The 12653-nt window shown below is 44.5% G+C and carries 12 protein-coding genes; 2 read left to right on the top strand and 10 right to left on the bottom strand.

The window, feature by feature from the left end; genetic code table 11:
• Positions 1 to 78: 78 nt before the first annotated feature.
• Both QM968_RS06710 and QM968_RS06705 read left to right on the top strand, forming a co-directional pair.
• Entirely contained in the window at positions 79 to 1182 is a 1104-nt protein-coding gene (locus tag QM968_RS06710; protein ID WP_223356396.1) for an ABC transporter permease, read from the top strand.
• Between the two features lies 1 nt (position 1183).
• Positions 1184 to 1873 (top strand): ABC transporter ATP-binding protein, encoded by a 690-nt coding sequence (locus QM968_RS06705; RefSeq protein WP_223356394.1) that lies wholly within the window; start codon positions 1184 to 1186, stop codon positions 1871 to 1873.
• A gap of 41 nt (positions 1874 to 1914) precedes the next feature.
• Here QM968_RS06705 and QM968_RS06700 read toward each other — a convergent pair whose 3' ends face one another.
• From QM968_RS06700 to merR, 10 genes are all read right to left on the bottom strand, one after another.
• Positions 1915 to 3240 (bottom strand): sensor histidine kinase, encoded by a 1326-nt coding sequence (locus QM968_RS06700; RefSeq protein WP_223356392.1) that lies wholly within the window; start codon positions 3238 to 3240, stop codon positions 1915 to 1917.
• Positions 3237 to 3890 (bottom strand): response regulator transcription factor, encoded by a 654-nt coding sequence (locus QM968_RS06695; RefSeq protein WP_009731294.1) that lies wholly within the window; start codon positions 3888 to 3890, stop codon positions 3237 to 3239. Before QM968_RS06695 ends, QM968_RS06700 begins: the two co-directional genes overlap by 4 nt.
• A gap of 70 nt (positions 3891 to 3960) precedes the next feature.
• Positions 3961 to 5337 carry an ABC transporter permease gene (locus QM968_RS06690; protein ID WP_155167599.1) on the bottom strand — a complete coding sequence of 459 codons (1377 nt, stop codon included), beginning with the start codon at positions 5335 to 5337 and terminating at the stop codon, positions 3961 to 3963.
• A gap of 12 nt (positions 5338 to 5349) precedes the next feature.
• Positions 5350 to 5991 (bottom strand): ABC transporter ATP-binding protein, encoded by a 642-nt coding sequence (locus tag QM968_RS06685; protein ID WP_155172136.1) that lies wholly within the window; start codon positions 5989 to 5991, stop codon positions 5350 to 5352.
• Positions 5992 to 5997: 6 nt separating this feature from the next.
• Positions 5998 to 7260: an ABC transporter permease gene (locus QM968_RS06680; RefSeq protein WP_049518724.1), complete on the bottom strand. Its 1263-nt coding sequence runs from the start codon at positions 7258 to 7260 to the stop codon at positions 5998 to 6000.
• Between the two features lie 207 nt (positions 7261 to 7467).
• Positions 7468 to 7665, bottom strand: a complete 198-nt coding sequence (locus QM968_RS06675) for a DUF3272 family protein (RefSeq protein ID WP_414383112.1) — start codon at positions 7663 to 7665, stop codon at positions 7468 to 7470.
• A 38-nt stretch (positions 7666 to 7703) separates the two neighbouring features.
• A complete protein-coding gene (gene dnaX, locus QM968_RS06670) occupies positions 7704 to 9380 on the bottom strand; it encodes a DNA polymerase III subunit gamma/tau (RefSeq protein ID WP_414383110.1) in 1677 nt (558 codons plus the stop codon).
• Positions 9380 to 9877: a GAF domain-containing protein gene (locus QM968_RS06665; RefSeq protein WP_414383108.1), complete on the bottom strand. Its 498-nt coding sequence runs from the start codon at positions 9875 to 9877 to the stop codon at positions 9380 to 9382. The genes dnaX and QM968_RS06665 overlap by 1 nt, the downstream gene beginning before the upstream one ends.
• A gap of 457 nt (positions 9878 to 10334) precedes the next feature.
• A complete protein-coding gene (gene merA / locus QM968_RS06660) occupies positions 10335 to 11975 on the bottom strand; it encodes a mercury(II) reductase (protein WP_009731301.1) in 1641 nt (546 codons plus the stop codon).
• Between the two features lie 28 nt (positions 11976 to 12003).
• Positions 12004 to 12396, bottom strand: a complete 393-nt coding sequence (merR, locus tag QM968_RS06655) for an Hg(II)-responsive transcriptional regulator (RefSeq protein WP_001863748.1) — start codon at positions 12394 to 12396, stop codon at positions 12004 to 12006.
• Positions 12397 to 12653: the final 257 nt, after the last annotated feature.

Here is a 12653-nt window from a genome sequence, read left to right as displayed (position 1 = left end):
ACTTGTGGTATGATGGTAGAGTATGTTTAGGTGCTAGCAACCCTTCTAGAGCACCTCCCTGCTAAAAGGAGAACCAATATGAAAATTGCATGGAATGAAATTAAATACCAACCCAAGAAGTTCATCCTGATTGAACTTCTCATTACCATTCTCATGTTTATGGTGGTGTTCTTGTCCGGTCTGACAAATGGACTGGGCCGGTCGGTATCGGCCCAAATCGATAACTATGGGGCCCTGCACTACATCCTTTCGACGGATTCAGAAGGGATTATCCCCTTTTCAACCATTACAGCGAAAGATTTAGATGAGGTCCAAAAGATAAAAGGGATAGACTATTCTGGCTTGTCCATCCAGCGAGCAACCGTCTCAAAAACAGAGGATTCCAATACCCTGGACATCACCTACTTCGCGACCGATCACAATGAAAAAGAGATCCTCAATCCAATCATGGAAGATACAGACCTCAAGATCTCCGACTTACAGAAAAACGAGGTCATTTTGGACAGTTCTTTCAAAGAAGATGAGGGAATCCAAGTCGGCGATCAAGTGATCGACAAAACTTCTAAGCAAAAACTCAAGGTCGTGGCCTTTGCGAAAAATGCTAGATACGGCTATAGCAAGATTGGTTATATCAGCTCGGAGACCTACACAGGTATGCGGCAAAAAACAGATCCAAGCTATCAATGGCAAGCCCAAACCCTTGTGACCAAGAAGAGCATCACTTCTAGTGATCTAGCCAGCAACTTGATGGTGGCGGATAAGAAGCAAGTAATCGATAAAATCCCTGGCTACAAGGCTCAAAACCTGACGCTACGGATGATCACGTGGGTGCTGCTACTCGCTTCTTCTGCTATCCTTGGGGTCTTCTTCTATATCCTGACCCTGCAAAAGTTGAAACAGTTTGGTGTCCTAAAGGCCATTGGCATGTCCATGAGCCAGATTACCTATGTCCAACTATCCCAGCTCACCATCATCTCCCTCATCGGAGTACTGCTGGGGCTTGGTTTGGCAACTATGATGGCGCCATTTTTACCCAATAGCGTCCCTTCCTTTATGACCCTGAAAGACAATCTCATCATCTCGGTTAGCTTTATCCTGACCTCTATTTTGTGTGGTGCCTTGTCCCTTGTCAAAATCAAAAAAGTAGATCCAATCGAAGTCATTGGTGGAAATGGAGAATAAGATGGCCATTATCGCATTAGAAAATATCAGAAAATCCTACGCCGATGGCAGCCAGATGCACCATGTCCTCAACCAGCTTAATTTAAGCGTCGAACCCAACCAATTTGTCGCCATCTTAGGCCCTTCAGGATCTGGTAAATCCACTCTCTTAGCTATAGCTGGTTTACTCTTATCAGCGGACGAGGGGCGGATTTCTATCGCTGGCCAAGACTTGACTGACCTCAACCAAGGTCAGTGGACGCAAAAACGCCTGGAATTGCTCGGCTTTATCTTTCAAGATCACCAGCTCCTCTCCTATATGAAAATCGGTGACCAGTTAGAACTGGTGGCCAAATTGAAGGGGGAAAAGGACAAGAAAAAACGCCAAGAGGAGGTCAAAGCCTTGTTGGCAGATCTGGGCATCGAAGCTTGTTACCACCAATACCCGAATCAGATGTCTGGTGGGCAAAAACAACGGGCAGCCATCGCTCGGGCCTTTATCGGAAATCCCCAGGTCATCTTAGCCGATGAACCAACCGCTAGCCTAGACCCGGATCGGGGACAAGAAATAGCCAGGTTGATCCGGAAAGAAGTCAAATCCAAAAACAAGAGCGCCATCATGGTGACCCATGACCGCTCCATCCTGACCTATGTAGATACCATTTATGAATTAAAACACGGCCAATTGCTAAAGATCGAAAAAGTTGATTAAATACAAACTAGCGAACAAGCATTTCTCTTGTTCGCTAGTTTTTATTCTTGTGGATCTTTGGGCAGTTCCATACGGAAGCGTAAGCCCATAGCCGTTTTATCAAATTGGTAGGCCAGTTCTTCATGGTCCAGCAAGTGTTGGACCACGAAGAGTCCCAAGCCACCTTCCTTCTTCTGGCGACTAGCGGTCATTGGCATCTTAGCGGTCTCTACCATTTCCTGGCTGGTATTTTCAACCGCCAAGTGCGTCCCTTCTTCTTCGAGACGGAGCTGGATCTCTCCACCGGCATCCGAATGCTTGACGGCATTACTAATGACATTTGAGAGGACCAATTTCAGAATGGCTGGGTCCATATAAACTGCTTTGTCAGGGATTTTGTTGTCAATCGTGAGCGCGCGGGATTGAGACAAGACCTTGTACTGGTCGAGGATCTGCTCTAAGACCTGATCCAGCTGGATCCACTCCTTGTCTCCAGCCAATTCTTGTACAGAGGACAGGGATAGGATTTCTAGGACGATCTGGTTCATCTCATCGACGATATCGAGGGAGACCGCCAGGTAGCGGTCCCGGTCCTTGTAGCGGCCGATCTTATCTCGCATATTTTCTAGGATAATCTTCAAGCTGGCCAGAGGGGTCTTGAGCTCATGCGAAGCTCCCCGTAGGAATTCCACCTTCATCTGCTCCAACTTCAGATTTTCCTGTTTCTGCTGCTCTAGATTGTCGATCACCTCTAAAAGATGGTGATAGAGGTCGTTGATTTGTTGCTTGAGGACGCCAATCTCATCCTGCGAATGAATGGGGAGACTGGCTGTCCGATCCAGCCGTTTCATCCGCTTGGTCATCTGCTTGATCTCAAGGATTGGAGCAGAAATCAGGCGGGCATAGAGATAGGAGGCAATCAGTGACAGAACAAAGGAAGCAAGGAGACTATAGGGAAGAAAGCCCAGACTGATATCCCGCGCTTCCTTTTGGGAATCAACAGTTGCTAGGAATTGCAAGGTCAAGTCCTTCCCTTCCTTGGTCTGAATCTTTCGCTCTTCAATGACCAGGGAATTGTTCTGGCTGTCAGGGTTCACGAGCAGGTCATCCTTGACCTCTAGGGCATTTTGTTTTTCCTTGCCCTTAATCGAGACTTTGATATCATTGGTCTTGGAATAAAGGTCGATCACCGACTCAATGGTCCCTTCTTCCTGGCCCTGGAAACTCTTAGCCAGGGCTTGCGATTTCTTCAAAATCGTCTGGCGCTGGGACTCGATATAGGTCGATGGAAAAATAAAGTAAACCGAAGCATGGAGAAGGATGACTAAGCTACTAAAAAGGGCAAAGGTGATCAGAAAGATTTTTGCAAAGATACTCCGTTTGGTCATGGTCTCTCCAATTTATAGCCGACATTGCGTACCGTTACGATACAGTCCAGCTCTAGTTTTTTTCGTAGTTCCTTGATATAGACATCGATCACCCGGTCAAAAGGAATCTCCTCCGTCTCCTTCCAGACGGCATCGAGGATTTGAGAGCGGGTCCGGGCCTTGCCCTCATGCTGGAGCAAATATTCCAAGATTTCCAACTCCTTGGCATTCATGGAAATTGCTTGGCCTGCTAGGCTGGCTGTGTAGCTCTCAAAATCCACCCGTGCCTCTCCATAGGTGAAGACCCGTGAAGGCTGGAGCTTTTTAAAAATAGCTTCGATACGGACCTTCAAGAGGGACAAGGAGAAGGGTTTTTCCAGGTAGCCATCTGCCAACTCTCCAAAGGCTGTCAACTTATAGTCCTCGTCATGGAAGGCCGTTAGCATCAAGACAGGGACTGAGCTAGTCTTGCGAATAGTCTTGAGGACTTCCAAGCCATTGAGGATGGGAAGCTGGATATCCAGCAAGACTAGATCCGGCGCTTCTCTGTGAAAGAGATCCAGGGCCTCCTGCCCATCGCCTGCTTCAAAGACTTCATAGCCACATTCCATGAGATAGTCGCTCATCCCTTCTCGAATCAGGACTTCATCTTCTACGATTAGTATCTTCATACACTTTCCTTTTTATCTAAGAAACTTCTACCTCCTATTATACCCTATTTCTATTTTAGGAAACAATCTCTTATTCGACATCCACCAAAAGTTCCTTTGGTTTCTTATGCAAGAGCCATTGCGAAGAAAGGATGGATACCAGAATCAAGAGGAGCCCACCGACCAACACAATCACCAGCAATTGGCTCGGTTGGATGTCCATATGGAGATCTGTCAGGGTCTTACTGAAGCTTTCCGCCTCAGCTCCTCCACCAAGGTTGGCGGCAGAGGATTCTTGAGCCATTTGTTTGGCAATGCCACTGGTGACGTTTTTGAGCACCGTATCTCCGACTCCTTTGGCAAGAAGACCTGCGACTCCATAGGAGAGGAGGAAGGCTGGAATGGAAATCATGACCAATTCTGCCACAAATTGCCCTGCAATCTGTACCTTAGACAGCCCTAGAGCCAGCAAGATACCCACTTCTCTGCGACGGGCATTGAGCCACAAGACGAGGAGAAGGGTGAGAAGCAAGCTAGCAAAGATGAGGCTACCGATAAACAAGTAGTCCGCCACTTGGAACATGCTGCTGATGGATTTTTGCAAGGCTGGGTAGTTGGAAGAGCTCTTAACCAAGTCAAAGTAATTCCATGGGATATCCAAGGCTTTGATTTTTTCGATCAAGGCATCCAGGTCCTGATCCCCTTTTGCAAAGAAGGTCGCATCTTCATAGGTAGCTGTTTGGACAGTATTGCCATAGAGTTTGGCAGCTGTATCCAAGTCAGAAATGAGGGTATCTTCATACAATTCTTGGGCGTAAGTTAGAGGTGCTTGGTTTTTTCCTGAGAACAGACCCTTAATGGTCACTTCGACGGTTTCATTAGCCCCTTTTTCATTGTCAGCATCATAGAGGTTGGACTTGAGGCGCACCTTATCGCCTACCTTGAGGCCATTCTTTTTCGCCAAATCTTCGTGCATAAGGATTTGGTTTTTGTCTTTATCCGTCAGGTGCTCCCCTTGGACCAGCTTGTAGGCTCCAGAGACAAACTTATCTTCTTTTGAAGAGTCATTGACCCCTGTCACCATCAAGGTATTCTTGAAGTGTTTAGCCCGCTCTGGAGATTGGTTTTGTAAGGTTTCTTCAGTCTCAATGATCTCGTGGTCTAGGATATCTGCGATGGCATTAATCCGCTTGATGGAGGAAGTGATCCCCTCTACCTGGCTGATTTTTTCGATATCTTCTCCTCTGAGATTCCCAGCTCCCCGAGGGGTTCCTGGATTAGTCCTGCGATTGATCTGCATGGAGAAGCTATTGGTGATGGATCCCAGGCTTTCCGATGAAGCTTTTTGGGTCGCTCCCTTCATAGAGAGTCCGATCAAGCTCAAGGTCCCCATGAGGAGAATAATGGCAAAGAGCAAGAGAGACTTGGGCCATTTACGTGTGATATAAGCAAAAGCATTTCGCAACATAGCATTCCCTCCTTACTTGCTCTTCTCAACGAGGCTACGACGACTCAATTCCAAGACCACATCGGAGGCCTCTGCCACTTCCTTGCTGTGGGTGACGACGATGACACATTTTTGGCGTTCCTTGGCCAATTTCTTCAAAATGGCAATGATGTCACCTGCTGTCTGTTCATCAAGGTTTCCTGTCGGCTCATCCGCCAAGATGACAGGTGCTTCTGAAACGAGCGCACGCGCAATAGCCACCCGTTGCTGCTGCCCTCCGGATAGTTGGAGAACATTGCGTTTGATTTGTGTTTCATCCAATCCCAATTCCAAGAGAATGTCTTTCCCAGCTTGTTTGTTGACCAGGCGGACATTTTCAAGTGGCGTCAAATAGTCAATCAGATTGTAATTCTGAAAGACCAGGGAAACATGGTGCTTGCGATGGTAGCTAGACCCTTTGGTCTGGATGTCCTCCCCATCAAAGAGAACCTGCCCCTTCTTGGGATTGTCTAGACCAGCCAAGAGCGAGAGGAGGGTTGATTTCCCAGCTCCTGACTGACCAATAATACTGTAAAAGGTCCCATTTTCGAACTGATAGTTCACGTCTGAGAAGATCTCTTCTTGGTAACTTTGATAGCTATAGGCTACATGTTTGAGTTCTAACATAGGTGTCATTTCTCCTTAACTCATTTTTGTTAATATTTCTTTTGGACTCTTGCGCCAGATCATGCTGGTAGTTACACCGAGCGACAGAAGGATCAAGCACAAGAGGCTAGCATAGGCGATTCCTAAGGAAAGGCCTTGAGGGATTTGGTTGAGCAAGTCTAGGGTCTGCTGTTGACCGGTCTGTCCGACAAACTGCTCTAAGAAACGATGGCTGACCATCCGCCCGATGAGAAAAGCTGGGATCACCGCTAGTAAGGATACCAGCACCACTTCCAAGAGGAACTGTCTAAAGATCCGGCCCTTGCTCTTCCCAATAGATAAGAGCACCCCGATTTCATGGATCCGCTCCCGTGTCCAGAGACTGAGTAAGAGCGATAGGGCACCGGCTCCAGTCACTAGGAGGACGATCATCATGATCCGTACCAGGCCTTCTAAGGTCTGAGAGGATTCCTTCATCTGGTCAAAGGCCTTGCGATCTTCGACCACGCGTAGCGATTGCCAATCCAGATCCAAGCTTTTGACTTGTTTCAAGAGAGCATCGATTTTCTCAGGATCTTTGACCCCAAAGGTGACCTGGGTCACTTCTTGCTGACTGAGACCTAGGAGCTTGGTCGCATCCTCATAAGGGAGGTAGACTTGGTTTTCACTCAGATCAGAGGTCATTCCTGTAAATTTTTCCTGTTTCTTACCTGAAAAGATTCCAACGATTTCAAAGGTTTGCTCTTTGGCAGGAGTCTCTCCCATCTGAAAGCTGGATAAGGTCAAGGAATCTCCGACCTTTAGCTTGTTCTTCTTAGCCAACTCTTGGTGGATCAAGATCTGGCCGCGAGCCTTATCAGATAAGTGCTTGCCTTGCACCAGTTGGAAACTGCCACTCCGGAAATCCAGGTGCTGGTCTGTCTTCTGGGTAAAGACAGCGCCTAGCGCTTGCTTGGCTTCCTGCCCCAGATCATCCCGCTCTACCGACTGCTGCCCCGTTACCGCTTCTTTCCCAAGAATGCGAACGGGACTTTCATATTGTGGGACCATGGATCCTACCCCAGCTAGTTGCTGCACTTTTTTAGCCTCCTTCAGCGCAAAGGGAGCATTCCCCTGTTTACTGGTCAGGGCAAAGCTGGTCCCAGCCGACTGCTTGATATGGTCCTCCAGTCTTCCTCCCACTTGCATCAGTGAAAAACAGAAATACAAGCAAGAGAGGATCAAGAGGAGAATCAGAAAGAGGACCAGATTCCTCGTTCTTTTTCGAGAAATATAGGCGATTGCCTGTTGTAAGAGCATGATCTTACCCTCCATTTCAAGGTCCACAGCGATGCATTGTGGACGCTTTCATCATTTGTTGCTTTCATTATAGAGGAGAAATGTGAAATGTTTATGAAATAGAAAAAATTTCCTAGAAAAATCTAGGAAAGCTGAGCAGTCGTTCAGAGTTACTTCCTCTATCGCCATAGAAAAAAACCTTTGAAAAAAGATTTCTTTTCAAAGGTTTTATTTTCTTTTCTTCTTCATTTCTTTTTCAATGGCATTAGCAATCTTCTCCACCATATAGGCCGTCTGGAGATTGCGCAAGATCAAGAGGGCCCAAAAGAATGCAAAGAACATCTGCCCCTCCATGGTCGCTTCATTGAAAAAATAAGTCTCCATAGCAGTAAAGACTGCTAGCATCACAAATTGTTTTGTATTCATACCATCATTTTACCATGAATCAGTAAAAAATTCATGTATTAATCGTCTTGCAGGGTGATTTTATCGGATAAAAAGTGAAATTCCTCAGGGATGAGGCTTTCCTCTTCTTCTACCACTTCCGCTTTTTGCCCACGCGCCTTAGCTGAAAACTCCGCCCGAATTTGGGTCCATTCTTCCATCGAGACTGCTAAAATCTCTGGCGAAAAACCAGCAGCATTGCTGAGGATATTTCCAAACATGGTATTGAGGTTGTCCCGCTTCATGGTCTGTTCAGCATTAAAGGCAGACTCAAAGGCTAAAATCGCATGATTTTCATTGGCAGCGACCGGCTGGGATCCGATCAAGAGAGCCTTGTCTGCGCCTGCCAAGCTCTCGATAATTTCCCCCCATGCATTCTGAAGACGGATCAAGTTGGTTCGTGCCAACTCTGGGTTTTCGACCGCCTCTTGCAAAATTGCGTTGACCTTATTTCGATCTGCCCGATAGCCCTTGTTCGACTTAGTTGGAAGAGTTACTGCTGGTTTTAAAGCAGGAAGACTGCTACCTGATTGCGCTAACTGTTGCTTGAGTTGAGCTATTTCCTTCTTCAAGTCTTCCAGCTGAGCTAGCACATTAGAAGGAAGCTCCACAGCAACTGAGTTAGAAACTTGACCCGTGCTTTCAGCCAATTTAATGGTCATCATTTCAGTATAGATGCGCGGTTGCAGGCTGTTTTTGATATCTGCTAGACTGGTCGTCGCCTGATCAATCAGAGCAAAGAGACGAGCTTGATCGGCTGCAAGGTTGGCCGCGAATAAATCACTAGCATGGGTATTTTCTCCACCTGTCTGAACAATCAAGAGATCTCTCAGGTATTGAAGTAAGTCCGCGACAAAACGAGCCATATTCTTGCCATTATCAAAGATAATCGCAAGTTGGTCCAGCGCAGCCGTCGCATCATGGTCCAGGATGGCAGCCACGTACTGATCAAGAGCGGCTAGACTGATGGAGCCTGTGATCTCTTCGGCAATCGCGGTCGTCAACTCACTACCCGCAGTCAGACTTAGGGCTTGGTCTAAAATGGACAAAGCATCCCGCATCCCACCTTCAGCGCGCCGTGCGATGATCTGAACAGCATCTGCTTCATAGGTAATCCCTTCTGTAGCTAGGATGCTTTCCAAATGGTGAACGATATCCGGCAGTTTGATGGATTTGAATTCAAATCGTTGCACCCGTGACAAAATGGTCGCAGGAATCTTGTGCAACTCCGTTGTTGCGAGGATAAAGACCACATTCTCTGTCGGCTCTTCCAGCGTCTTCAACAAGGCATTAAAGGCCCCTGTTGAGAGCATATGGACCTCATCGATAATATAGACCTTGTGCTTGGCTAGACTCGGAGCATAGGTAGACTTGTCACGAATATCGCGAATTTCATCGACCCCATTGTTAGAGGCTGCATCGATCTCGATAACATCTTCTAGACTCCCATTGGTAATGGATTCACAGATATAGCAGTCGTTACACGGCTCCCCATTGACTTGATTAGGACAGTTCATAGCCTTAGCAAAGATCTTGGCCACACTCGTTTTCCCAGTTCCACGAGGTCCAGAAAAGAGATAAGCATGGCTGATCTTGTCCTGCTCCACTGCCTGCCTCAATGTCCGTGCCACCACTTGCTGGCCGACTAATTGACCAAAGGTCTGGCTACGGTATTTGCGATATAAAGCTTGATACATTAGTTCTTAACCCCAAACATCTTAAAGTCCCAGTTTGTCTTTTCGATCAAGAGAGCGACAAACTTTTCCAAATACTCCTGATCCAGCTGATCGTAGTCAGAGACACAGTCCGAATCCAGATCTAAAACCCCAAGGAGCTGACCGTCCTTGACCATAGGCACCACAATCTCACTCATAGCCCGGCTATCACAGGAAATATAGTTGGCATGTTGGCGGACATCATCGACAATCATGGTTTTTTGCTTCTGGGCCGCTTCTCCACAGACACCCTTTCCAAGAGCGATGTGGACACAAGAGACGCCACCCTGAAAGGGTCCCAAGATCAATTCTGACTGGTCATACAAATAAAAACCCGCAAAGACAGAACGAGGCAGGGCTTGATTTAAGAGGGCACTGGCGTTAGACAAATTGGCCAAGGCATTGCTTTCACCTGTTAAGAGAGCATCTAACTGTGCCAGTAAAAGTTGGTATTGTGATTCTTTTTTCGAATGTTTCATACCTTTCATTATACCAAATCTTTGCCCAAAAATTAAGATTCAAACAGCGAAAGAAAAGAGAGTGGGACAGAAATCGGTAATTCGTTAGAAATCGATTTCGTCGTCCTACCTCCGCACAGTTGAGTAGGGCTGTAAAAGCTGATGAAATCAGCGTAGTAGAGCCCACTCAACCACTGCGTCTTGCTCGACAATCCAAAAACAATTAAGAGGCTATGACTTTTGCCCCAGCCTCTGGAATATAGATAAACTAATTTTGGGTATTCGGATTTTATGGTGGAAAAGGGCTTATAAATCACCCTTCTCCAAATTCTTAATAAGTGTGGAAAAATCGACACCTAAGTTGTCTGTAATGTCGAAATCATCAGTGTTAAATTATTTTTGTGACCACAAATTCACTTAGAAAATCCCTTAAAGCATTAGCTGGTTCACTTGAATAGGGAGTTGTAAAAAAGTTCCCTTAGCCTGCACAACAAGATAATTTCGAAATATCTTTATCGAACGTAAGTGCAACTAATTTTAGCCCTTCAGCCATTGTTAAATATGGTGCTAGGGTTTCTGTTAAATCTTCTATCGTTAAGCCAAATTTAACAGCCAATGATGCTGCATAGATGACATCTCCTGCATTTTCAGATACAATATGAACCCCTAATACTTTTAGTGTTTCTGCATCTGCTACTAGTTTAAATACACCGGTTGTTTCACGGTTTACAATTGCTCTTGGAACAGCATCTAAAGGTAATACAGATGTCTTCACATCATACCCTTTCTCTTTTGCTTGTTCTTCTGTTAAACCAACCGTTGCAACCGTCGGATTCGTAAACGTAACAGCAGGAACTACCGATAAATCTATTTTTTTGTTTAATCCACCAATAGCATTATCAGTAATAATTCCACCTTCATAGGCTGCTACATATACAAATTGTGGTCCTAAAGTCACATCTCCTGCTGCATAAATCTTTTCATTACTTGTTTGACCAAAATCATTGATCAGGATTTCATTATTTTTTCCAGTTTCAACACCTGCTGCACTTAAATTTAAAGAATCCGTATTTGGTTTTCTTCCAGTGGCAACAAGTAACTGATCTGATTCAATGACTTCTCTACTGCCATTTACTGTTACGTAAACCCTTTTTATCTCTCCATTTTGTTCAACACGCTCAAAAGTTGCCCCTTTGACAAGGTTTATACCCTGTTCAATTAACGCTTTTTCAACTGACTCTGAAATCTCAGGATCATACTCCTTTAAAAGTCGCTCACTTCTTTGCATAAGCGTTATTTCTGAACCTAAATGATGAAATAGTTGTCCAAGCTCCATTCCAATGTATCCTGAACCAATTACAGTTAATCGTTTTGGTATTTTCTTTAACTCAAGAAGTGTTGTACTAGTTAAATAGTCCATTTTTTCAAGTCCTGAAATTTGGGGCAACGAAGGCGATGCACCTGTTGCAATTAAAAAGCGTTTTGCAGATAACTTTGCCCCATTGACCTCAACCGTACTAGCATCAACGAATTTTGCTTCACCTTTAATTAAATCAAAATTATATTCATCAATTAAATCCATATATTTTTGATTCCGAAGTTCGTTCACCAATTTATCCTTTTGCGTGATTAAACTAGCTAAATCCACTTCTCCAGCGGATGTTTGTAAACCTATAAACGGATTGTCTTTTGATAAATGATTGATTTCCCCTGCCCTAAGAAGAGTTTTTGACGGAACACAGCCAATATTCACACAGGTTCCCCCAACCGTTCCACGCTCAATCATTCCAACTTTTGCACCGTATTCTATAGCTTTAATTGCCGAAGAAAAGGCAGCAGCACCAGAACCAATAATAAGAAGGTCATAATTTTCTTCATTAATTAACGCCACGTTTTCTAGTGATGATACTTCTTCAATTTCTCCGGCTTGGTAATTTGCTTCATCAATCGCCTTTATTGCACTTTCAACCTCAATATCATCGGGCAGTTCAAATACTGCTTCACCACGACGATAACTAGACTCAATATTTTTAGCACCTATCTTTTCAAGTGCTGATTCTACGTGTTTTTCACAACCCGTACAAGTCATTCCTGAAATGTTTACCTTAAATTTATTCATAACAAAGCTCCTTTCGTTAATTAATCTCTCATGTTAATGTTTCTATTATTGGACACGAATGTAATTGCTTTTCATCTGGACATCGTTGTTTTAAGTCGTCTAACATAGTTTCAATTCGTTTTAAATCCTCTATTTGTTTTTGCACTTCCTTTTGTTTTTTAGAAACAAATTCAAACATATCTTGACAACGAACTTCATCTTTATCTACAACACCAAGTAATTTATAAATCTCGCTTAAAGAGAAACCAAGTTCCTGTATTCGTTTAATAAACCCAACACGCTTAACGTCATCATATGAATATATCCGATAACCAGCTTCCGTTCGGTGAGGTTCTTGTAATAAATTTTTTCGCTCGTAATATCTGATCGTTTCTTTATTAACTCCACATTTATCTGCAAACTCACTAATGCGATAAATCATCTTATTTCACCCCCTGAATATTATAAACCATGTACCATAGTACACGGTCAAGTAAATTGGACTATTTTATTTTTTTCCCAAAGTATCACTCGTATGTGATTGATACTTTTATATAATACTATTGATTATCCTAACATCCCACCAGAAAATCCGATTTAAACACCAGTTGTTTTTAAACTATTAAGAAAGTAATTCCACTATATATTCCGAAGACCCCTAATTTTTAGTAAAATAACTTAAGCGATTCTGCAAAGAGA

It is taken from the genome of Streptococcus sp. OMI870, assembly GCF_047460295.1.
Lineage (GTDB): Bacteria > Bacillota > Bacilli > Lactobacillales > Streptococcaceae > Streptococcus.
Note: the sequence above shows the minus strand (reverse complement) of the source record. Positions and strands in the feature narration are given on the sequence as shown.